22 protein-coding genes and 1 tRNA gene are annotated in these 20,197 nt (G+C 62.8%); 17 read left to right on the forward strand and 6 right to left on the reverse strand.

Translation table 11 applies throughout. The features are described from left to right. The first annotated feature begins 132 nt into the window (after nucleotides 1-132). From murA to BHD07_RS04855, 12 genes are all read left to right on the forward strand, one after another. On the forward strand, nucleotides 133-1,425 hold the full coding sequence (gene murA / locus BHD07_RS04800) for a UDP-N-acetylglucosamine 1-carboxyvinyltransferase (protein WP_018094175.1): 1,293 nt from the start codon (nucleotides 133-135) through the stop codon (nucleotides 1,423-1,425). A 154-nt stretch (nucleotides 1,426-1,579) separates the two neighbouring features. After that, on the forward strand, nucleotides 1,580-2,020 hold the full coding sequence (locus BHD07_RS04805) for a DUF2948 family protein (protein ID WP_338278087.1): 441 nt from the start codon (nucleotides 1,580-1,582) through the stop codon (nucleotides 2,018-2,020). A 64-nt stretch (nucleotides 2,021-2,084) separates the two neighbouring features. After that, entirely contained in the window at nucleotides 2,085-3,389 is a 1,305-nt protein-coding gene (gene hisD / locus BHD07_RS04810; protein ID WP_018094177.1) for a histidinol dehydrogenase, read from the forward strand. Next, the gene (locus BHD07_RS04815; protein WP_100669630.1) at nucleotides 3,386-3,862 is read left to right on the forward strand and encodes a UPF0262 family protein; all 477 of its coding nucleotides are present in this window, start codon (nucleotides 3,386-3,388) and stop codon (nucleotides 3,860-3,862) included. Before hisD ends, BHD07_RS04815 begins: the two co-directional genes overlap by 4 nt. A 13-nt stretch (nucleotides 3,863-3,875) precedes the next feature. After that, nucleotides 3,876-4,355: an arsenate-mycothiol transferase ArsC gene (locus BHD07_RS04820; RefSeq protein ID WP_100669629.1), complete on the forward strand. Its 480-nt coding sequence runs from the start codon at nucleotides 3,876-3,878 to the stop codon at nucleotides 4,353-4,355. A gap of 157 nt (nucleotides 4,356-4,512) precedes the next feature. Beyond that, nucleotides 4,513-4,731, forward strand: coding sequence for a translation initiation factor IF-1 (infA, locus tag BHD07_RS04825; protein ID WP_004435948.1), 219 nt, complete (start codon nucleotides 4,513-4,515; stop codon nucleotides 4,729-4,731). A gap of 97 nt (nucleotides 4,732-4,828) precedes the next feature. Then, nucleotides 4,829-5,449, forward strand: a complete 621-nt coding sequence (locus BHD07_RS04830) for a Maf-like protein (RefSeq protein WP_004435951.1) — start codon at nucleotides 4,829-4,831, stop codon at nucleotides 5,447-5,449. Nucleotides 5,450-5,453: 4 nt separating this feature from the next. Continuing rightward, nucleotides 5,454-5,666: a DNA gyrase inhibitor YacG gene (yacG, locus tag BHD07_RS04835; RefSeq protein WP_018094182.1), complete on the forward strand. Its 213-nt coding sequence runs from the start codon at nucleotides 5,454-5,456 to the stop codon at nucleotides 5,664-5,666. Nucleotides 5,667-5,907: 241 nt separating this feature from the next. After that, nucleotides 5,908-5,983, forward strand: a tRNA-Phe gene (locus tag BHD07_RS04840). Nucleotides 5,984-6,235: 252 nt separating this feature from the next. Next, nucleotides 6,236-7,336 carry a serine kinase gene (locus tag BHD07_RS04845; protein WP_338278105.1) on the forward strand — a complete coding sequence of 367 codons (1,101 nt, stop codon included), beginning with the start codon at nucleotides 6,236-6,238 and terminating at the stop codon, nucleotides 7,334-7,336. After that, the gene (locus BHD07_RS04850; protein WP_100669627.1) at nucleotides 7,323-8,405 is read left to right on the forward strand and encodes a nucleotidyltransferase family protein; all 1,083 of its coding nucleotides are present in this window, start codon (nucleotides 7,323-7,325) and stop codon (nucleotides 8,403-8,405) included. Before BHD07_RS04845 ends, BHD07_RS04850 begins: the two co-directional genes overlap by 14 nt. Before the next feature lie 204 nt (nucleotides 8,406-8,609). Continuing rightward, the gene (locus tag BHD07_RS04855) at nucleotides 8,610-8,921 is read left to right on the forward strand and encodes a hypothetical protein (RefSeq protein WP_100669626.1); all 312 of its coding nucleotides are present in this window, start codon (nucleotides 8,610-8,612) and stop codon (nucleotides 8,919-8,921) included. 283 nt (nucleotides 8,922-9,204) lie between these two features. Here the strand turns inward: BHD07_RS04855 and BHD07_RS04860 are convergent, their stop codons facing one another. The 6 genes from BHD07_RS04860 to BHD07_RS04885 all read right to left on the reverse strand — a co-directional run bounded on the left by BHD07_RS04860 (nucleotide 9,205) and on the right by BHD07_RS04885 (nucleotide 14,356). Continuing rightward, entirely contained in the window at nucleotides 9,205-9,594 is a 390-nt protein-coding gene (locus BHD07_RS04860; RefSeq protein WP_018094189.1) for a DUF930 domain-containing protein, read from the reverse strand. Between the two features lie 148 nt (nucleotides 9,595-9,742). After that, complete coding sequence (locus BHD07_RS04865) at nucleotides 9,743-10,204, reverse strand: YbaK/EbsC family protein (protein WP_100669625.1); 462 nt, start codon at nucleotides 10,202-10,204, stop codon at nucleotides 9,743-9,745. A gap of 79 nt (nucleotides 10,205-10,283) precedes the next feature. Further along, nucleotides 10,284-10,472 carry a hypothetical protein gene (locus BHD07_RS04870; RefSeq protein WP_018094191.1) on the reverse strand — a complete coding sequence of 63 codons (189 nt, stop codon included), beginning with the start codon at nucleotides 10,470-10,472 and terminating at the stop codon, nucleotides 10,284-10,286. Nucleotides 10,473-10,542: 70 nt separating this feature from the next. Then, complete coding sequence (locus BHD07_RS04875; protein WP_004435988.1) at nucleotides 10,543-10,797, reverse strand: GlsB/YeaQ/YmgE family stress response membrane protein; 255 nt, start codon at nucleotides 10,795-10,797, stop codon at nucleotides 10,543-10,545. Nucleotides 10,798-10,950: 153 nt separating this feature from the next. Next, nucleotides 10,951-12,243, reverse strand: a complete 1,293-nt coding sequence (gene rhaI / locus BHD07_RS04880) for an L-rhamnose catabolism isomerase (RefSeq protein ID WP_338278115.1) — start codon at nucleotides 12,241-12,243, stop codon at nucleotides 10,951-10,953. Between the two features lie 13 nt (nucleotides 12,244-12,256). After that, a complete protein-coding gene (locus BHD07_RS04885; RefSeq protein WP_100669623.1) occupies nucleotides 12,257-14,356 on the reverse strand; it encodes a bifunctional rhamnulose-1-phosphate aldolase/short-chain dehydrogenase in 2,100 nt (699 codons plus the stop codon). A 201-nt stretch (nucleotides 14,357-14,557) separates the two neighbouring features. Between BHD07_RS04885 and BHD07_RS04890 the strand changes: the two genes are divergently transcribed. The 5 genes from BHD07_RS04890 (at nucleotide 14,558) to BHD07_RS04910 (ending at nucleotide 20,196) form a co-directional block, all read left to right on the forward strand. Further along, complete coding sequence (locus tag BHD07_RS04890) at nucleotides 14,558-15,370, forward strand: DeoR/GlpR family DNA-binding transcription regulator (protein WP_018094194.1); 813 nt, start codon at nucleotides 14,558-14,560, stop codon at nucleotides 15,368-15,370. Between the two features lie 114 nt (nucleotides 15,371-15,484). After that, on the forward strand, nucleotides 15,485-16,474 hold the full coding sequence (gene rhaS, locus BHD07_RS04895) for a rhamnose ABC transporter substrate-binding protein (RefSeq protein WP_004436001.1): 990 nt from the start codon (nucleotides 15,485-15,487) through the stop codon (nucleotides 16,472-16,474). 229 nt (nucleotides 16,475-16,703) lie between these two features. After that, nucleotides 16,704-18,215 (forward strand): sugar ABC transporter ATP-binding protein, encoded by a 1,512-nt coding sequence (locus tag BHD07_RS04900; RefSeq protein WP_275596786.1) that lies wholly within the window; start codon nucleotides 16,704-16,706, stop codon nucleotides 18,213-18,215. Continuing rightward, nucleotides 18,212-19,192 (forward strand): ABC transporter permease, encoded by a 981-nt coding sequence (locus BHD07_RS04905; RefSeq protein ID WP_100669621.1) that lies wholly within the window; start codon nucleotides 18,212-18,214, stop codon nucleotides 19,190-19,192. The genes BHD07_RS04900 and BHD07_RS04905 overlap by 4 nt, the downstream gene beginning before the upstream one ends. Further along, on the forward strand, nucleotides 19,192-20,196 hold the full coding sequence (locus BHD07_RS04910; protein WP_100669620.1) for an ABC transporter permease: 1,005 nt from the start codon (nucleotides 19,192-19,194) through the stop codon (nucleotides 20,194-20,196). Before BHD07_RS04905 ends, BHD07_RS04910 begins: the two co-directional genes overlap by 1 nt. Nucleotide 20,197 lies beyond the last annotated feature (1 nt).

Genomic DNA, 20,197 nt, shown 5'->3' on the forward strand with positions numbered 1-20,197 from the left:
CGCTTTCCCTGCACCCCCGCCTTTCAAGGCACTTCTAATTTCACCGCATCTCCACTAAAGAGACGCCCTTCAACAATGCCGGATCGGCATCGATTTTCCAGAAAGGCGGGCAGCGCCCGTTCGAGAGGTCTCATGGATCGTATCAGGATTGTAGGCGGAAACGAACTCCACGGGGTGATCCCCATCTCCGGCGCGAAGAACGCCGCCTTGCCGCTGATGATCGCGTCGCTCCTGACCGACGACACGCTGACGCTCGAAAACGTCCCGCATCTGGCCGATGTCGAGCAATTGATCCGCATCCTGGGCAATCATGGTGCCGACATTTCCGTCAATGGCCGGCGCGAGCGCCAGGGCGAGAGCTATGCCCGCACGGTTCATTTCACCAGCCGCAACATCGTTTCGACGACGGCGCCTTATGAACTCGTCTCGAAAATGCGCGCGAGCTTCTGGGTCATCGGGCCGCTTCTCGCCCGCGAAGGCAAGGCGCGGGTGTCTCTGCCGGGCGGCTGCGCCATCGGAACGCGTCCGGTCGATCTCTTCATCGAGGGGCTGGCAGCACTTGGCGCCAATATCGAGATCGATGGCGGCTACGTCAACGCCACCGCACCGGCAGGCGGGCTCATCGGTGCGCGCTACGTGTTCCCGAAGGTTTCCGTCGGCGCGACGCATGTGCTGATGATGGCGGCAACGCTGGCCAACGGCACGACCGTGCTCGGCAATGCCGCACGCGAGCCCGAAGTCGTCGATCTTGCCAAATGCCTGAACGCCATGGGCGCGAAGATCAGCGGGCAGGGGACGAGCACCGTCACCATCGAGGGCGTGCGCTCGCTCTCGGGCGCCCGTCACCGCGTGCTGCCCGATCGCATCGAGACGGGAACCTATGCCATGGCCGTCGCCATGGCAGGCGGCGACGTCATTCTCGAGGACACCGAGGCGAGCCTCCTGGACACGGCGCTCGAGGCGATCCGTCGCGCCGGCGCCGAGATCAGCGAGACGAACAACGGCATCCGCATCGTCCGCAACGGCGCCGGCATCAAGCCGGTCGACATCGTCACCGATCCGTTCCCCGGCTTCCCCACCGACCTCCAGGCGCAGTTCATGGGATTGATGACCCGGTCGAGCGGCGTTTCCCACATTACCGAGACGATCTTCGAAAACCGCTTCATGCATGTGCAGGAGCTGGCGCGGCTCGGCGCCAAGATCTCGCTCTCCGGCCAGACGGCCAAGGTCGAGGGCGTGTCGCGGCTGAAGGGCGCGCCGGTCATGGCGACGGACCTCAGGGCCTCCGTTTCGCTCGTCATCGCGGGCCTGGCGGCCGAGGGCGAGACCATGGTCTCGCGCGTTTACCATCTCGACCGCGGCTTCGAGCGCCTCGAAGAGAAGCTCACGCGCTGCGGCGCCCATGTCGAGCGCGTCAGCGACTGATCCGGCTCGGCGCGTCCGATCAGGTGCGCAACGCCGCTGTGGCGCTTTCGGTCACTTCCCGCGCTGGAGCCGTTGCGGTTTCGGGCGCAACGTCCTATGTCCTTGACGATCACCCGCTAAAATGCGGGGCATGAGAACGGACGGGATGAATCGCATGGATGCTTTGAAACTGCTGGCACTCGACGAGGAAGACCTTGGCGTCGTCTCCGCCCATGTGCAGGACGCAGTCTTCAAGGTAGCGGGCATCGCCTACGACGCCCGGCGCCGGCAGTTCACCCTGGTGGTCAACCGCTTCGCCTGGGAAAAGGCGGAGGGCAAGCGCCGCAGCTTCGAGCGGCGCCGTGCCGTCCTTCTGTTCAAATGCGTCAGTGCCGTGCGGTCGCTCGGCTTCGATCGCACCGACATGGAAGCGGTGCTCGACCTTCTCGCCCTGCGCTTCGACGTCAAGGAGGAGGGGCCGGAAGGCACGATCGAGCTCGTGCTCGCGGGCGAGGCGTCGATCGCGCTCGATGTGGAGTGCATCGAGGTGCAGCTTGCCGATACCGGCGGCGCCTGGGAGACGGCGTTCAAGCCGCGCCACCCCGAGGGCGCCTGAGGACGCCGGTTTGAGAACTCCCGCTTGAGCGTCCCCGCCGGCAACCACCAAAAGGATCATCGCATTGGCAATCAGGCTGAACTATCTCGATACGAGCTTCGAGCGCGATTTCGCCGCGTTCCTGACGACGAAACGGGAAGTTTCCGAAGACGTCAACGCCGTCGTGCGCACCATCATCGATGATGTCCGCGCCCGCGGAGATGCGGCGCTCGCCGATTATTCCACGCGTTTTGACGGGATCGACTTCACGGTCACGGGCATGGCGGTGACGTCGGCGGAAATAGATGCGGCGATCCACGCGGTTGCTCCGGAAGTGCTCGGTGCTTTGAAAGTCGCGGCGACCCGCATCGAGGCGCATCACCGGCGGCAATTGCCGAAGGACGACATTTACGAAGACCAGATGGGCGTCGGCCTCGGCTCGCGCTGGACGCCGATCGACGCAGTCGGTCTCTATGTGCCCGGCGGCACGGCGAGTTATCCGAGCTCGGTTCTGATGAACGCTCTGCCGGCCAAGGTCGCAGGCGTGCCGCGCATCGTCATGGTCGTGCCGGCCAGCGGCGGGGCGATCAATCCGGCGGTGCTCGCAGCCGCCCGCCTTGCCGGTGTGGAGGAGATCTACCGCATTGGCGGCGCGCAGGCCGTGGCCGCGCTCGCCTACGGCACCGAGACGATCGAACCGGTTGCGAAGATCGTCGGCCCTGGGAATGCCTATGTTGCGGCCGCCAAGCGGCAGGTTTTCGGCACGGTCGGCATCGACATGATCGCCGGGCCGTCGGAAGTGCTGGTGATCGCGGACCGCGACAACGATCCGGATTGGATCGCCGCGGACCTGCTCGCCCAGGCCGAGCACGACGCCGGCGCGCAGGCGATCCTGATCACCGACGATGCGGCCTTCGGCGATGCGGTCGAAAAGGCGGTGGAGCGTCAGTTGAAGACGCTGCCGCGCGCCGACACGGCGGCAGCCAGCTGGCGCGATTTCGGCGCCGTGATCCTGGTTCCGGATTTCGACAAGGCCGTGCCGCTCGCCAACCGCATCGCCCCGGAGCATCTCGAACTGGCGACGGCCGATCCGGACGCGATGGTTCCTGCGATCCGCAATGCCGGTGCGATCTTCATCGGCAGGCACACGCCCGAAGTCATCGGCGACTATGTGGGCGGTTCCAACCACGTGCTGCCGACGGCGCGTTCGGCGCGGTTCTCCTCGGGCCTCGGCGTGCTCGACTATGTGAAGCGAACATCGATCCTGCGGCTCGGCCCGGATCAGTTGCGCATTCTCGGGCCCGCCGCGATCGCGCTGGCAAGATCGGAAGGCCTCGAGGCCCATGCCCGATCGGTTGCCATCCGCCTCAACCTCGGGGAAGAGGGATGAAGGCCGATCGCAACCTGCGGCTCTGCGATGTCGTGCTGGACGAGACGATCGGCCGCTCGACGCCGGATGTGGAGCATGAGCGCGCGGTTGCGATCTTCGACCTGCTCGAAGATAATCTGTTCGAACCCGTCGGGCATTCCGGCGGCCCCTATCGGCTCAACCTGTCGCTGGTCGACGCGAAGCTGGTCTTCCGGATTTCGACGGATGGCGGTACCGAGGTCGCCACCCACATCCTCTCGCTCACGCCCTTTCGCCGTATCGTGAAGGACTACTTCATGATCTGCGAAAGCTATTACCAGGCGATCCGGTCGGCGACGCCGAGCCAGATCGAGGCGATCGACATGGGGCGGCGCGGCATCCACAACGAGGGTTCTCAGACTCTGATGGACCGGCTCGCGGGCAAGATCAGGCTGGATTTCGATACGGCGCGCCGGCTCTTCACGCTCGTCTGCGTGCTCTACTGGCGCGGCTGACGGGGAGGCGGAGATGATCGCGACCGCCACGCCGCAATCGAAAGCGCCCCGCTCGGTTCTTTTCATGTGCGGCATGAACGCCATCCGTTCGCCGATGGCCGAGGCGCTCGCCCGCGTGGCGCTTCCGAAGGGGACCTACGTCGCCTCCGCCGGCGTCCGGCAGGGCGAGCGGGATCCCTTCGTAGACGTGGTCCTCGAAGAGGTCGGGCTGACGATCGGCCGGCATCAGCCGCGCACGCTCGAAGAGCTCGAAGACGATTACTTCGACCTCATCGTGACGCTGGCGCCGGAAGCCCACCACATGGCCCTTGAATTGACCCGATCCATGGCCGTGGATGTGGTATACTGGCCGACACCCGACCCGACCGTTGCGACCGGCACACGGGAGCAGATCGTGGCCGCCTACCGGGCGGTGCGCGATCATCTGGCGACGCTGATCGCAAGCCGTCTCGCCGTGGAAAGCCCCCAGAAAGGCAGTCCTCCGGCGGCATGATTCCGATCCTCGCGCCGCAATTCGATGCGCGATGATCGGGTACCCGAAAAAGCCTGATCAAAGCGGTTCACAAAGCCGCGGCGATTGTGTAGTTTCCGGCAACTTTTCGAGGATGCCTGTTGCGTCCGCTATTGAGCACGAGAAAGAACAGTCCTGCATGGCGAAAGAAGAAGTCCTAGAATTTCCGGGCGTGGTCACCGAATTGCTTCCCAACGCGACGTTTCGCGTGAAGCTTGAAAACGAGCACGAGATCATCGCCCACACGGCGGGCCGCATGCGCAAGAACCGTATCCGCGTTCTGGCCGGCGACAAGGTCCTCGTCGAGATGACGCCCTATGACCTGACGAAGGGTCGCATCACCTACCGCTTCAAGTAGGCCCCGGCCGAATGCACGTCGCCCAAAAGTGCTGAGCGATTTTGGGCAGCGATATGCACGAGCATGGCGCAAACTCCGGGAATAACGGCTCGCATCGATGGCAGTGACCAAGAAACTGATACTGGCGTCCGGATCGCCGCGTCGTGTCGAGCTCCTGGCGCAGGCGGGAATCGAGCCCGCGCGCCTCATGCCGATGGACCTGGACGAAACGCCGAAGCGTTCGGAACACCCTCGCTCGCTTGCGCGGCGGCTCTCGGCTGAAAAGGCGAAGGCGGCGCTTTCTGCGATTACCGGCGACCCGGCCTGGGACGGCAGCTACATTCTCGCAGCCGACACCGTCGTTTGCGTCGGCCGCCGTATCCTGCCGAAGCCGGAACTGGTGAGCGAGGCGTCGAGCGCATTGCATCTTCTGTCGGGCCGCAGCCACCGCGTCTATACGGGCATCTGCCTCGTCACGCCCGACCGCACGCTTCGCCAGAAGGTGATCGACACCAAGGTGCGCTTCAAGCGCCTTTCCACGCTCGACATCGAGAGCTATCTCGCTTCCGGCCAGTGGCGCGGCAAGGCCGGCGGATATGGTATCCAGGGAATTGCCGGAGGTTTCGTCGTGAAGCTGGTCGGCTCCTACACCAATGTGGTAGGCTTGCCGCTCTATGAGACCGTCAATCTCCTCGTCGGCGAAGGGTACGACGTGCACGATCGTTGGCTGGAAGGCTGAGAGGATGCGCGGCGAAGGCAAGAAAAACGGGTCGAACGTAGAACCCCTGCGCGCAACGCGTCCCTGCGCGGAGTGCGGACGCCCGTCCGTGCGCGAGCATTATCCCTTTTGTTCCGAGCGGTGCCGTAACGTCGATCTCAATCGCTGGCTGTCCGGTTCCTACGCGATCCCGGTCGCCGACGACGAGTCGAAGGCCGACGACGGCGACGAACGGTAATTCTTCGCTCCACCCGAACATCGGTTATTTCGAAGCGCCCCTCGGGGAATTCGTGGACGCCGGCGATCCCTCTGAATTCCTTTGACTTTCTCCACCTTTCCGCAGCCAGCTAAATTCCTTCGAAAAAGAGTCATTTGGTGCTGGACACGGCCGAACAAGATGTTATAACCCCGCTCGCTTCCGGGGCGAACGACACGCCCCAGCGGTTTCCCGAAGGAGACTGCCGCCGTCAAGGCAGGATGCCCGGATAGCTCAGTTGGTAGAGCAGCGGATTGAAAATCCGCGTGTCGGTGGTTCAAATCCGCCTCCGGGCACCATTTTACTTTCAAATCATTGAGTTTTTTAAGAAGCTCCTTGAGCCTTCCGATGCGCGCGGACAGCCCGAGGCCACGGCACTTCATCCGCGGCCTTAACTCGAGCTGCTTATTTTCGCTGCCGAACGATGTATCTTTAGCAGTATCCCATTGAATCCTCTGCCGTGGCCGCCGCGTCGGGGCTGGCGGGATCGCGAATTTTCGACCACAAATACGAAAACATGCCGAGGCACGCGGCAGCGCGAGGGGGTTGGAATGAAATTCCGCGTCTCCGACGGGGCACGATTTTTTCTGCTCGGACAGCGCAAGACGATTTTCGTCGAAGCGTCGCAGCAGATTTTTGAGGTTGACGACCTTACCGCGTATCTCACCTGCCTTCTCGGCGAACCCATGTCGCAGCGCCGGCTAGAGGCCGATCTCGTGGCACGCGGCGCCGGCCGGGCCGAAGCGCGAAAATCGGTGCGGGATTATCTCCTTTATATGTCCCGCGAGGGTCTGCTGGAGATTGCCTTCGACGCCGAGGACGGGGAGCCGATACACACGCATGTGCTGGACATGCATGGAGCCGCCGTCTCGATAGCATATCACGATAGAGGCCTCCTCGATCTCATCCTGCCCGTATTCGATCATCAGGCGTCAGAGGGCCTGAAGCCTTCGGTCTCCTATGCGGTGGCGAAGTTCGGCAACCGCGTGTGCGTCAGCCGCAACCGTTCCCCCGGCATGATCGTCGCGGCCAACGAAGCGGTGCCGGCGCTGAAAGCGTTGCTGACGGAGGATGTGCTTGCAAGCCTCGGCACGACGGTCGCGCTTCATGCCGCGCTCCTGGTGAAGAGCGGGAAGGGGCTTCTGATTTGCGGCGCGCCGGGCGCGGGCAAGTCGACGCTCGCGCTCGCGCTCCTCGAAGCAGGCTTTGCCTGCGGCGGCGACGATATCGCGCTGATGAGGCCGGACGGCCTGCTGCGGGGCGTTCCCTTCGCCCCTGCTCTGAAGCGCGGCTCATGGGGTCTCCTCGAAGGCCTGCGCGGCACGATCGAAGCGGCGCCGGTTCATCGCCGCCTCGACAATCGATATGTCCGCTACCTCGCGTCGATCCCCTTTGCGTCTGACGATGCAGTACCGCTTGGCACCATCGTGCTGCTGCGCCGGCGCAAAGGCCGGACGGAGCTTGCCGCGGTCGAACCGGCGCGGGTTCTGTCGGAACTCTTTCTCGGCGCCTTTACGCCGACACGGCGCCTCGATCTGTCGCAGTTCGACGCCCTGCTGAACGCCATTCGCGGCGCCAGTGCCGTAGAGCTTTCCTATATGCGGCTGGACGAGGCCGTAGAAATACTGAGCAGGCACCATGACGGGACGTAGCTATCGAAACCTTCTTGCGCTCACATCCTGCCTCAACGGCAACCCTCCGGCTGACGTGGACTGGGAGCACGTCATCGCGCTTGCGAATGATAGCCTGACGGTATCCTCGCTCGCTCTCGCGGCGAGGAAATATGCGGTGGACGTGCCCGAGGATGTCCGTCGCTACCTCTCTCTGATTTACGACAGGAACGCGGAGCGCAACAGGAGACTGTTGGCGCAACTGACCGAGGCGGTCCAATGCCTCGCCCGCATCGGCGTGGAGCCGGTCCTCATGAAGGGTGCGGCAATCCTGGTAGCACAGAAGCCGGACGAGATCGGCGCGCGGATGCTGACCGACCTCGACATTCTCGTCCGCCCCGCCGACATGGCTTCATCGATTGGAGCACTGCAGGACATCGGTTACGAGATCCGCCTTGCCGCCGGCAGCGGCTCATGGCCGGGAAACCCCAAATTCCATCTGCCCGCAGTCCTGGAGCGGCCGACGGATGCAGGGAGCATCGATCTTCAATGCCGGCCTAAAGGGCCGGCCTCCTTCAGCGATATCGAATGGCTGTATGGGCACAGCCGCAGGATCGCCCTTGATGGGGGAGACGTTCGCATTCCGTCGCCCTTTGCCCAGATCGTCTTCCTGATCTTGCATGATCAGTTCCAGGATGGCGACTACTGGCGCGGCCTGATCGATCTACGGCACCTTCTCGATCTGTCGAAGCTCGCAGCCTCGGACAGCGTCGACTGGGCGCAGTTGATGTCGCTTTTCGCCAGGGGGTACGAAAGACATGCGGTCGAGACGCAGATTCTGACAGCCGACATGCTGTTCGGGATAGGTGGGGCGTCCGGTTTGTCCGTCGGGAAGCTGCCGCGGCTTCAATTGCAACGCAGACGCGTCCAGCTTGAAAGGGATTATCTCTTCGTCCCCTTCACCGTTTTCACGCTCTTGACCGAGATCGCCCACTACCCGTCCTGGGACCGGTACGGCGGTGAGTCATACCCGTCGCGGCGCCAGGAGGCCAAGCGGAAAATCCGCGAGCTCCGACGCATCTTTCGGTCGAGACCGTCCGGAAAGATCTAGAGTGGATATTGATGGCTGAAGGGTGCCGATTTCCTGTAACGGTCTTGAGTGTACACCAGAATAAATCTTTGTAGCTATATATGGCTAATTATAATTGATTATATAATATTATATATGGCGGAAAGCACCCAAATGTAACACTATTTACCAGCGCAATTTTACTGTAAATTCGGCGAAATAGTCAACGAACAGGGGGAGGCGTCCATGAGTTCCGAAATGCCAAACGGACTGCCGTCGCGCAGCGACGAAGACCGACGTGAATTTCTGAAGAATTGCGGGCGCTTCGCGGTGGTGACGCCCCCCGCAGTCACCATGCTGCTTTCGACCAGCCTTACATCGAATGCAATTGCCAAGTCGGGTGGCGGCGGCGGTGGCGGCCCGAAGGGCAACAATGGCTACGGCAACGGACCGGACGGAACAAATCCCGGTAGCTCGCATGGCGGCGGCGTGTCGCAGGGCGGCCCGGGAGCCGGGCAGTCGCAGGGCGGTTCGAAGTCAGGCGGGGTCTTGCGTTAATCGCTCGACAATGCGGGTCGTGGGCCGGAGCAAGCCGGATCACGCCAATGAAGGTGATTTGTTAACCAATTTCTTACAAAATTCTTGACGCCGATGATCACGGGCCGGCTGGCCCGTCGATCCGGCGCAGGTGCGGCATTCGTCTTCCTGAGGAGCTGGGTAGGATGTACGAAATGACGGAACACATGATGAAGGTGCTGATGAGCATCATCGCCGCACTGTCGCTCGGGTCCCTGGTGTTCCTGATGGCGATCGTCTAGATCGCGATGACTGTGCGGCTCTCCTAGGGATAAAGATAGAGCTGGTCCCAGTTCTCCCGCGGCACACGTTCTCCGATCTTGTATTCGAAGGACAGCACCTCAAGGTGCTCGGAATCCGTCTTGCACCTGAATGCCAGTTTGTACCAGTCGCCCTTGCTTCGGAATACCGCGCCCGTCGCCTTCATCCTGTCGCCTTTCATGACGGGATCGGCGAAGGTATAGGCGATGACCTTGTCCGGTTTGAACCGGTTCTTGTCGGCGCCGATCCGCTCCATCGCTTCCGTATCGCAACGCTGCTCCAGCCGCGTCTGGGGATCGAGCTTCTCGAATTGCCGGACGAGGGACCGGTCCATCGCTTGCGTTGGGCATGCCGCCAATGTGGCGAGGGCGAGGGCGCATGCGCGTGATTTCATTCTCCGTACCGCTCCAGATCTGACAGCGCGTGGCATTCCGACTCATCGGCCTGCTTCGCGGGGTGGGGGAGTTGTCAGCATTCAGTTAAACTATGTGGCCATTCCAAGGCCGCTGCCCAAGACCACTGCGTGCCGCGGCATGTAGACGTTACACCGCCGAGACGTCGATCCATTTCGCGCCGGTCAGCTCGGCCATCCGCTCCGGGCTGATATGGACGGCGGCGTTGGTCGCACCAGCTGCGGGCACGACCACGTCGAAAGCCTTGAGAGACTCGTCACAATAGATGCTGTGGGGCTTGGCGAGCCCGAAGGGGCAGACCCCGCCGACCGGATGGCCCGTTTCCGCCTCGACCTCGTCGAAGCCGAGCATGCGCGCCTTGGTTCCAAACCGCGCCTTGTATTTCTTGTTGTCGAGGCGCGCATCGCCGCGCGTGACGATCAGGATGATTTCGTCGCCGACCCGGAGCGCGAGCGTCTTGGCTATCTGCGCCGGTTCGACGCCATGGCCCTCTGCCGCGAGCGCCACGGTGGCGGTGCTCTGCTCCAGCTCGATGACGTCGATGTCCGGTGCGTACCGGGAAAAGAACTGTTTGACGGAAGCGAGGCTCATTTCGGCCAATCTGTAGTTTGGATCAAATTTGCGTCGGCGCCGCACAGGGCTAAAAACCGCCGTTCAGGCGCGGCACATTTCAGTCGTCGTTCGAAGCATCGAGATCTTCGGGACGCATCCCTTCCTGCTGCGACGGCAGGTAGCCGTTGCTTGCGAACCAGGTTTCGAGGATGGTGGAGATCGCCTGTTCGCGCGTCAGGGTGCCGGGGTGGTCCGCGATGTAGGACTTGAGTGCGTCCTCGATCTTTTCCGCGTAGAGTTCGGTCATTTTCGCCTCCGCTCGTTGGCTTGCGATGGCCGGTCCGCGTTTGGCGCGGACCGTATGGGGGTAACGCGGATCAGGCTTGTTTGACGACGCGAATCAGCACCAAAAGGATCACGGCCCCGATCGTCGAGTGAATAATGGCAGAAAAGATGCCGGTGCCGATGCTGATCCCGATGGCCGGGAAGAGAAGGCCGGCGATGAAGGCGCCGACGATGCCGATCACGATATTCCCGAGCAGACCGAAGCCGCCTCCGCTGACGATCAAACCGGCAAGCCAGCCTGCAACCGCGCCGACGATCAGGAATACCAGAATGCTTTCAATGCCCATGAATCACCCTCTCGTTGTATCTGAGGAGAGGATAAACCATGTTTTCGAATGCGATAGAAGTCGCGCGTCGTATTTTTGACGGCGGGGAATGCCTTCTTCGCCGCCGCCGCGACTTTCTCCCGTTCTGGCAGGGAGAAGTTGCTGCGGCGCGGTTCAGACGATGCCGCCGCCGCCGCCGGCGACTGCAGGACGCTCGGCTGCCACCCTGGCGCGGTAGCCGCTTGCCCGGTAGGCGGAAACCGGCGCAATGGCGCCGCCATTTTCCAGACGGGCCATGGCGAGGATGGGCTCGACGTCGGTCCGGAAGGCAGTCTTCAGTGTTTCTGATGCCATCAGCGCATCGTTCTCCTCCTGATAGCCTGCAAGTGCGTTACGGTCGACGATCAGCGCCTGGGCATAGGCACGGCCGACCTCCATGGCGCTCGTCATCAGGCTTTCGATCGGATCCGTCACGTTATGGCTCTGGTCGAGCATATGGGCCGGATCGAAACCGTGCGCGGCGCGTGTCTCCGCATCGACGAGCTCGTTGAAAACGAGGAACAGGCGGTAGGGGTCGATCGATCCGGTGTCGAGATCGTCGTCGCCGTATTTCGAATCGTTGAAATGGAAGCCCCCGAGCTTCTTGAACTGGATCAGCCGGGCGACGATCATCTCGATGTTGACGTTCGGTGCGTGGTGCCCGAGGTCGACGAGGCAGAAGGCTTTGGGCCCGAGTTCCTGTGCGATCAGGTAGTTCGTGCCCCAATCCTGCACGACGGTCGAATAGAAGGCCGGTTCGAACATCTTGTGCTCGGTGAAGATGCGCCAATCATCCGGAAGCGCCGCGTAAACCGCCTTCATCGAGTCGAGATAGCGTTCGAACGCCCGGGTGAAATTGCTCTGGCCGGGGAAGTTGGAGCCGTCGCCGATCCAGACGGTCAGTGCCTTGGAGCCGAGCGCCTTGCCGATCTCGACGCATTCGAGATTATGCTCGATCGCCTGGCGTCGGGTCGCGGGATCGGTGTGGGAGAGGGAACCGAACTTGTAGGAATGCGCCTGAGCGGGCGCGTCCGAGAAGGTGTTCGAGTTCATCGCGTCGAAGCTCAAGCCGAGCGCCGTGCCCTTCTCCTTCAGGCCCCCAAGATCGGAGACCTTGTCCCAGGGGATATGGAGCGACACGGCCGGCGTCGCCCGCGTCAATTGCTGGATGACGGCGCAGTCTTCAAGCTTGTCGAAGATATTGCGCGGCTCGCCGGCGTCCGGGAAGCGGGCAAAGCGCGTGCCGCCGGTGCCGACGCCCCAGGAGGGGACGGCAACGCCGTAGGCCGCGACCTTGGCCTTTACCGCATCGATATCGATGCCGCGGCGGGCGAGCCGCTCGCCCAGGCTTTCGTAGTCGCGCGTGAGACCGTCCCGGCGGCTTGCATTCTCTAAATCGAGGACGGATGTGCTGATCATCAGGGTCATCGGTGCCTCCCGGTCAGCGGGTGAAGGACTGGGCATTGCCCGCGTCGACATTGACGATATTGCCGGTGGATTTCGCCGACATGTCGGAAGCCAGGAAGTAGATCGCCTCGGCGATATCTTCCGGGAAGACGCTGAGCTTCAGCATCGAGCGTTCGCGGTAATGCGCCTCCAGCTCGTCGACGTCCATCTTGTAGGCAGCTGCGCGCTGCTCCTTCCATTCGCCCGTCCAGATCTTGGAGCCGCGCAGAACCGCGTCGGGATTGACCACGTTCACGCGGATCTGCGCCGACGCTCCCTCGAGCGCCAGGCAGCGGGCGAGATGGATCTCGGCCGCCTTGGCCGTGCAATAGGCCGACGCCCCGGGCGATGCCGCAAGCCCGTTCTTGGAGGCGACGAAAACGACATTGCCGCCGGCCTTCTGGTTGCGGAAGATGCGGAAAGCCTCCCGCGAGACCAGGAAGTAGCCGGTCGCGAGAATGTCCATGTTCTTGTTCCAGAGCGCCAGCGTCGTGTCCTCCACCGCCGCCGAAGTGGCGAGGCCGGCATTGGAAACGAGAATATCGAGGCCGCCGAAGGCGAGGAGCGCGTCGCCGAAGCCCGATTCGACGGCCGCCTCGCTCGTGACGTTCATGTTGACGGAGCGGACGAAGTCCTTGCCGTAGCGGGTGGAAAGCTCGGTCTGAGCCGCTTCGAGCGCCGTCTCGTCGATATCGGCAAGTACCACGCAGGCGCCCTCCTGCATCAGCCGGTTGGCCGTCGCCTTGCCGATGCCGCCGGCGCCGCCGGTGACGAGCGCGATGCGCCCGGCCAGGCTCTTCGGCTTCGGCATGCGCTGCAGCTTGGCTTCTTCGAGCAGCCAGTATTCGATATCGAAAGCTTCCTGCTCCGGCAGCCCGACATAGGTCGACACGCCGGACGCGCCGCGCATCACATTGATCGCATTGACGTAAAACTCGGCCGAGATGCGCGCCGTCGCCTTGTCCTTGGCGAAGGTGATCATGCCGACGCCGGGCACCAGATAGACGACCGCGTTCGGATCGCGCATGGCCGGGCTGTCGGCGCGCTTGCAGCGCTCGTAATAGGCGGCGTAGTCGGCGCGATAGGTGGCGATCGCCTCGGGCAGGCCCGCAAGGGTTCTTCCGACATCCGGCTGCGTCGGGTCGAAATCGACGACCAGCGGTCGGATCTTGGTGCGAAGAAAGTGATCGGGGCAGCTCGTGCCGAGCGCCGCCAGCGGCTCGAGGCTGGTCGAGGTCACGAAGTCGAGCACCGCCTGACTGTCGTCGAAGTGACCGACCTTGCTTTCCCCCGCGCTGATGAGACCGCGGATCACCGGCATCAGCTTCTTGGCGATCGCGGCGCGATCGGCGGCGGCGAGCACCGGTTTGGACCGACCGCCGAAGGCGGGACCCGTGTTCTCGGTCTCGAACCAGGCGATGGCGCGGTTGATGATCTCGATCGTGGTCTCGTAGGCCTCCTTCGCCGTGTCGCCCCAGGTGAAGAGGCCGTGGCTTTCGAGCACGACGCCGCGCGCATCCGGGTTTTCCTTGCAGAACTTTTCAAGCCAGAGGCCGAGCTCGTAGCCGGGCCGTTTCCACGGCAGCCAGCCGATCTCGTCGCCGAAGATCCTGCTCGTCAGTTCCCTGCTGTTCTTCGAGGCGGCGATGGCGATGATCGCATCCGGATGCATGTGATCGACATGCGGCTTCGGAACATAGGCGTGCAGCGGCGTGTCGATCGAGGCGGCGCGGGGGTTGAGGTTGAAAGTGCAATGCGGCAGGTAGCCGACCATCTCGTCTTCGAATTCGACGCCGCGATAAATGCCCTTCAGCGCGCGGAGCTTGTCCATATAGAGGGTGGAGAAGCCGTCCATCTTGATCGTGCCGACGTCGCCGCCGGAGCCCTTGACCCAGAGGACCTCGACCATTTCGCCGGTCAGCGGATCTTTTTCCATGACCTTGGCGGAGGTATTGCCGCCGCCGTAATTGGTGATCCGCTTGTCCGATCCGAGGAGGTTCGAGCGGTAGAGGAGCTTTTCCGGCTCGGTCATTCCTGCCGCCTTGCCCTCATCCCAAAGATTGGCAAGGCGCGCGCCCTGGTGCTTGTCGAGCATGTCGAACTCCTCCCGCTGATCTGGCTGCCGCGACTTGGAACCGCGGCCCTATGATTGGCACCAGATCACACGGTGATCACCCCGGTGTCAATCAAAAACGATCAAAAACTTTCATGATGCGCCGCACAATGAAAAAACATGATTGGTTGTGATTGACAATGCTCGGAAGGGATGGAAGCATGCGGAGCATCGGAGGAGCGCATGCACGAGAAAGAGAGACACAGGATCATCCTGTCGGCGGTGCAGGAAAAGCCGGTCGCAACCGTGCCTGAACTGGTTGATCTCACCGGCAGTTCGGAGGCGACGATCCGCCGCGACATCGCGGCACTGCATGTGCAAAAGCGGCTGCGCCGTGTCAGGGGCGGTGCCGAAGCGATCAACCCTCCGCAGTTCGTAGGCCTTGCCGGCCGCCCCTTCCGGGTGAACGAAGGCCTGCATGCGCGGGAGAAGCAGGCGATCGCCCGGGAAGCGGTGGCGCTCTGTCAGGACGGCGAACCGATCATCATCAACGGCGGCACCACGACCTTTCAGATGGTGCATTTCCTCGCCAATCGCCGGATGCAGGTCTTCACCAATTCCTTCCCAATCGCCGAGCACCTGCTCAAGCATTCCAAGAACACCGTCATGCTGTCGGGCGGGACGATCTATCGCGAGCAGAACATCATATTGAGCCCCTTCGAGAACGACGTGACGCGCAACTTCTATGCGCGTCGCATGTTCATGGGGGCGCAGGGGCTGGGGCCTCTCGGGCTGATGGAGGCCGATCCGTTGCTGATCCAGGCTGAGCAAAAGCTGATCGACCAGGCCGACGACCTCGTCGTGCTCGTCGATTCCTCGAAATTTCACAGGCGCTCGAGCCTCATTCTGTGCGGTCTCAAGCGCATCGCCACCGTCATTACCGATTCGGGTATCGAGGACAGACATGCCTCGATGCTTGAAAATGCCGGCGTCAGCCTGATCGTCGCCGCTCAGAGCGCCAAGGCCGACGCCGAAAAGGCTTCGACACCCGCATGAAGCATGGGGAGAGGAGCTGATGTCCCGAGCTTCCGGGTGAAGATCGGGAAATGATTGTTCGGGCAGGAAGACGCAGCCACTCCGGATGCGGGCCCATGGGAGGAGAGAAAAACGATGAAAGTCCTGAAATCATTGATGGTGACGGCCGCCGTCGCCGTGGCGCTGATGGCAAATGCCGCTCATGCGGAGAACAAGAAGATCGCCCTTGTCGTCAAGGCATTGGGCATCGGCTTCTTCGAAGCGGCCAACAAGGGCGCTCAGGAAGCGGCCAAGGAACTCGGCGACGTCGAGATCATCTATACCGGCCCGACCTCGACGACGGCCGAAGGCCAGATCGAAGTGATCAACTCGCTGATCGCCCAGAAAGTCGATGCGATCGCGGTTTCTGCCAACGACACGGACGCGCTCGTCCCGGCGCTGAAGAAGGCGATGGACCGCGGCATCAAAGTCATCTCCTGGGATTCGGGTGTGGCCAAGGAAGGCCGCCTGATGCATCTCAACCCGTCCTCGAGCCCGCTGATCGGCAACATGATCATCAAGCTCGCCGCCGACAACCTGCCCGAGGGCGGCGACGTCGCAGTGCTCTCGGCCTCCGCAACGGCGACCAACCAGAATACGTGGATCGCCGAAATGAAGAAGGTCCAGGGCAACTACAAGGGCATCAATGTGGTCGCCACCGTCTATGGCGACGACCTGGCCGACAAGTCCTATCGCGAGACGCAAGGGCTCATCCAGTCCCATCCGAACCTGAAGGCCATCATAGCGCCGACCTCCGTCGGCATCGTCGCCGCGGCGCAGGCCGTGACCGACGCCGGCAAGATCGGCCAGATCAACGTCACCGGTCTGGGCCTTCCCTCCGAAATGGCCGGACACGTGAAGTCCGGCGCCTCGAAGTCTTTCGCCATCTGGAATCCGATCGACCTCGGCTATTCGGCAACGATGATCGCCTACGACCTCATCAACGGTGCCGAAGCCAAGCCCGGCGCGGAACTCAAGATGGGCCGCATGGGCACGGTCAAGCTCGACGAGAACAACGAAGGCGCCATGGCCGACCCGTTCGTCTATGATGCCTCGAACGTCGAGGAATTCGCGAAGATCTTCTGAGCGTCACGAGGAGGCGGCGTCCGCCCCTCATTCTGCCTGCCGGCCACCTTCTCCCCGTTCTGACGGGGAGAAGCGACGTGCGGCAATCTTCTCCTATCCCTCTCCCCGCGAGCGGAAAGAGGGATAGGGATAGAGGGCAGCCTCATGCGATCGAGGACTTGGCCGCCATCCAATTGAAACGACCGAACTGGTGGATCCATTCTTGTTGCAGGACACAACCACATCGCGGATGAAGCCCGCCATTGCGCTTGAGGGCATATCGAAGTCCTTTCCGGGCGTGCGCGCTCTTTCCGATGTCTCGCTCGCCCTCTATCCCGGTTCGGTGACGGCGCTCGTCGGCGAGAACGGCGCCGGCAAGTCGACGCTGGTCAAGATACTGACCGGCATCTATCAGCCCGATGCGGGCAACATCCGGCTCGGCGACACGGAGACCATCTTTCCGACCGCCCTTGCTGCGTCCCGCGCCGGGGTCACGGCAATTCATCAGGAGACGGTGCTCTTCGACGAGCTCTCCGTCGCGGAAAACATCTTTCTCGGCCACGCTCCGCGCAACCGGTTCGGCCTCATCGACTGGAAGAAGCTCAACGCCGACGCTCAGGCCCTGTTGCGCCGCGCGGGTGCCGATTTCGACCCGACCATCCGCCTGCGCGATCTCGGCATCGCCAAGAAGCATCTGGTCGCGATCGCCCGGGCGCTCTCGGTCGATGCGCGCGTCGTCATCATGGACGAGCCGACGGCCGCTCTGTCGCACAAGGAAATTCACGAGCTCTACGAACTGATCGAGCGGCTCAAGGCAGACGGCAAGGCCATCCTGTTCATCAGCCACAAATTCGATGAGATATTCCGCATCGCCGACCGCTACACCGTCTTTCGCGACGGAGCGATGATCGGCGAAGGGCTGATCGCCGACGTCAGCCAGGATGATCTCGTCCGCATGATGGTCGGCCGCGCCGTCGGCTCCGTCTATCCGAAGAAGGAGGTGACGATCGGTCAGCCGGTGCTTACCGTTTCCGGTTATCGCCACCCGACCGAATTCGAGGACATCAACTTCGAACTCAGGCGCGGCGAGATCCTCGGTTTCTATGGCCTTGTCGGCGCCGGGCGTTCGGAATTCATGCAGTCGCTGATCGGCATTACCCGCCCGTCCGCCGGTGCCGTGAAACTCGATGGCGAGGTGCTGGTCATCCGCAGCCCGGCGGAGGCGATCCGCGCCGGCATCGTCTATGTGCCGGAAGAGCGCGGACGGCAGGGGGCGATCATCGGCATGCCGATCTTCCAGAACGTCACGCTGCCCTCGCTTTCACAGACCTCGCGCTCGGGCTTCCTGCGGCTTGCCGAGGAATTCGCGCTGGCGCGCGAATACACCTCCCGCCTCGATCTGCGGGCCGCCGCGCTGGATCAGGACGTCGGCACGCTTTCTGGCGGCAACCAGCAGAAGGTGGTCATCGCCAAGTGGCTCGCCACCCGGCCGAAGGTCATCGTCCTCGACGAGCCGACCAAGGGCATCGACATCGGCTCCAAGGCCGCCGTTCATGCCTTCATGAGCGAGCTTGCGGCGCAAGGCTTGAGCGTCATCATGGTGTCCTCGGAAATTCCCGAGATCATGGGGATGTCGGACCGCGTCATCGTCATGCGCGAGGGGCGCGTCGTCGGAAGATACGAGCGGTCGGAACTGACCGCCGAGAAGCTGGTGCGCGCCGCAGCCGGCATAGAAACGCAAGTCGATGGGAGGGCCGCATGATGGCCAGGCTCCTCAAGAACCGAGAAATCCTGCTCGTCGTCGCGATTGCCGTACTGCTTGCCCTGATCGCCTTGCGCTTTCCGGCTTTCGTGGCTCCTTCCAATCTTGCGCGCGTCTATGGCGACACCTCTATCCTCGTCATTCTGGCGCTGGGGCAGATGGCCGTCATTCTCACGCGCTGCATCGATTTGTCGATGGCGGCCAACCTCGCGCTCTGCGGCATGGTCGCGGCCATGTTGAACAACGCCTTTCCCGACCTGCCGATACCGCTCATCCTTGTTGCCGTCATGGTGCTGGGCGGCTTCCTCGGGGCGATCAACGGCACGTTGGTCTGGAAGCTCGATATTCCCCCGATCGTGGTCACGCTCGGGACGCTGACGATCTATCGCGGCCTGATCTTCGTGCTGACGAACGGCAAGTGGATCAATGCCCATGAGATGAGCGACGCCTTCAAGGCGCTGCCGCGGCTGGATTTGGCCGGCATGCCGGTGCTTTCCTGGCTCTCGCTCGTCATGGTCGCGCTGATGTTCCTGGTCATGGGTCGCACGCCGCTCGGACGCGCCTTCTATGCCGTCGGCGGCAATCCGCACGCAGCCGTCTATACGGGCATCGATGTCGGGCGCACGCGTTTCTTCGCCTATTGCCTCTCGGGCGCGCTTGCGGGCCTGTCGGGCTACCTCTGGGTATCGCGCTATGCGGTCGCCTATGTGGACATCGCCGCCGGCTTCGAGCTCGACATCATCGCGGCCTGTGTCATCGGCGGCATTTCGATCGCCGGCGGCATCGGCTCTGTGGCGGGCGCCGTCCTCGGAGCGCTCTTCCTCGGCGTGATCAAGAACGCCCTGCCGGTCATCAATATCTCGCCCTTCGCACAGCTGGCGATATCCGGAACGGTCATCATCATCGCGGTTGCCGTCAACGCCCGCGCCGAGCGGCGCAAGGGCAGGGTCATTCTCAAGAAAGCGGAGGCGGTCTGATGGCGGATGCGCAAATTTCTCCCCGCCACATTCCCGATCGGCTGCAAGGAGGCGGCGCTCGCCTTCTGAAGAGCTGGGAAGCGCTGCTCTTCGTAGTCGCCGCCGTGATCTTCCTCGGCAATTCGCTGGCGTCGCCCTATTTCCTCGATCCGTGGAACCTCTCCGACGCCACGTTCAACTTCACCGAAAAGGCGATGATCGCCTTCGCCATGGCGCTGGTGATCATCTCCGGCGAGATCGACCTCTCGGTCGCTTCCATAATCGCCCTTGCCTCGACAGCCATGGGCTATGCGGTGCAACTCGGGTTCGGCACACCCGCGCTCGTCGCGACCGGCCTTGGCGTCGGTCTCCTCTGCGGTCTCGTCAACGGGCTCCTGATCACAGGCCTGGGTCTGCCGTCGATCGTGGTGACGATCGGCACCATGAGCCTGTTTCGCGGCCTGTCCTTCATCGTGCTCGGAGACCAGGCCTTTACCGGCTATCCCGAGAGCTTCGCCTGGTTCGGCCAAGGTTATGTCTGGTGGGTTTTCTCCTTCGAGTTCACGCTCTTCGTCGTACTCGCCGTCATTTACGCAGTCCTGCTGCACAGGACGAATTTCGGCCGTGCCGTCTATGCCATCGGCAACAACCAGACGGCGGCACTCTTTTCCGGCGTGCGAGTCGGGCGGGTCAAGTTCACGCTCTTCCTGCTGACCGGCCTTATGGCCGGGCTCGCCTCCGTCTGCCTCACCTCGCGGCTCGGCTCCACACGGCCCTCGATCGCGCTGGGCTGGGAGCTCGAGGTCGTGACCATGGTGGTGCTCGGCGGCGTGAACATTCTCGGCGGCTCCGGCACGATACCCGGGGTCGTGCTGGCGGCGCTGATCATGGGCATGGTCACCTTCGGCTTCGGCCTCCTGAACGTGCCCGGCATCGTCATGTCGATCTTCATCGGCCTGCTCCTGATTTCGGTGATCGCGCTGCCGATTCTCTGGCAGCGCGCCCGCCACCGTTCCGTTCGTTGAG

The sequence above is a fragment of the Sinorhizobium sp. KGO-5 genome (assembly GCF_036245905.1).
In the GTDB taxonomy this organism is placed as follows: domain Bacteria; phylum Pseudomonadota; class Alphaproteobacteria; order Rhizobiales; family Rhizobiaceae; genus Sinorhizobium; species Sinorhizobium meliloti_A.

What these genes read in the sequence shown, in the direction of transcription:
- murA (WP_018094175.1), top strand. Translation starts at nt 133, where the DNA reads ATGGATCGTATCAGGATTGTAGGCGGAAACGAACTCCACGGGGTGATC.
- BHD07_RS04805 (WP_338278087.1), top strand. Translation starts at nt 1,580, where the DNA reads ATGGATGCTTTGAAACTGCTGGCACTCGACGAGGAAGACCTTGGCGTC.
- BHD07_RS04815 (WP_100669630.1), top strand. Translation starts at nt 3,386, where the DNA reads ATGAAGGCCGATCGCAACCTGCGGCTCTGCGATGTCGTGCTGGACGAG.
- BHD07_RS04820 (WP_100669629.1), top strand. Translation starts at nt 3,876, where the DNA reads ATGATCGCGACCGCCACGCCGCAATCGAAAGCGCCCCGCTCGGTTCTT.
- infA (WP_004435948.1), top strand. Translation starts at nt 4,513, where the DNA reads ATGGCGAAAGAAGAAGTCCTAGAATTTCCGGGCGTGGTCACCGAATTG.
- BHD07_RS04830 (WP_004435951.1), top strand. Translation starts at nt 4,829, where the DNA reads ATGGCAGTGACCAAGAAACTGATACTGGCGTCCGGATCGCCGCGTCGT.
- yacG (WP_018094182.1), top strand. Translation starts at nt 5,454, where the DNA reads ATGCGCGGCGAAGGCAAGAAAAACGGGTCGAACGTAGAACCCCTGCGC.
- BHD07_RS04845 (WP_338278105.1), top strand. Translation starts at nt 6,236, where the DNA reads ATGAAATTCCGCGTCTCCGACGGGGCACGATTTTTTCTGCTCGGACAG.
- BHD07_RS04850 (WP_100669627.1), top strand. Translation starts at nt 7,323, where the DNA reads ATGACGGGACGTAGCTATCGAAACCTTCTTGCGCTCACATCCTGCCTC.
- BHD07_RS04855 (WP_100669626.1), top strand. Translation starts at nt 8,610, where the DNA reads ATGAGTTCCGAAATGCCAAACGGACTGCCGTCGCGCAGCGACGAAGAC.
- BHD07_RS04860 (WP_018094189.1), bottom strand. Translation starts at nt 9,594, where the DNA reads ATGAAATCACGCGCATGCGCCCTCGCCCTCGCCACATTGGCGGCATGC.
- BHD07_RS04865 (WP_100669625.1), bottom strand. Translation starts at nt 10,204, where the DNA reads ATGAGCCTCGCTTCCGTCAAACAGTTCTTTTCCCGGTACGCACCGGAC.
- BHD07_RS04870 (WP_018094191.1), bottom strand. Translation starts at nt 10,472, where the DNA reads ATGACCGAACTCTACGCGGAAAAGATCGAGGACGCACTCAAGTCCTAC.
- BHD07_RS04875 (WP_004435988.1), bottom strand. Translation starts at nt 10,797, where the DNA reads ATGGGCATTGAAAGCATTCTGGTATTCCTGATCGTCGGCGCGGTTGCA.
- rhaI (WP_338278115.1), bottom strand. Translation starts at nt 12,243, where the DNA reads ATGACCCTGATGATCAGCACATCCGTCCTCGATTTAGAGAATGCAAGC.
- BHD07_RS04885 (WP_100669623.1), bottom strand. Translation starts at nt 14,356, where the DNA reads ATGCTCGACAAGCACCAGGGCGCGCGCCTTGCCAATCTTTGGGATGAG.
- BHD07_RS04890 (WP_018094194.1), top strand. Translation starts at nt 14,558, where the DNA reads ATGCACGAGAAAGAGAGACACAGGATCATCCTGTCGGCGGTGCAGGAA.
- rhaS (WP_004436001.1), top strand. Translation starts at nt 15,485, where the DNA reads ATGAAAGTCCTGAAATCATTGATGGTGACGGCCGCCGTCGCCGTGGCG.
- BHD07_RS04900 (WP_275596786.1), top strand. Translation starts at nt 16,704, where the DNA reads ATGAAGCCCGCCATTGCGCTTGAGGGCATATCGAAGTCCTTTCCGGGC.
- BHD07_RS04905 (WP_100669621.1), top strand. Translation starts at nt 18,212, where the DNA reads ATGATGGCCAGGCTCCTCAAGAACCGAGAAATCCTGCTCGTCGTCGCG.
- BHD07_RS04910 (WP_100669620.1), top strand. Translation starts at nt 19,192, where the DNA reads ATGGCGGATGCGCAAATTTCTCCCCGCCACATTCCCGATCGGCTGCAA.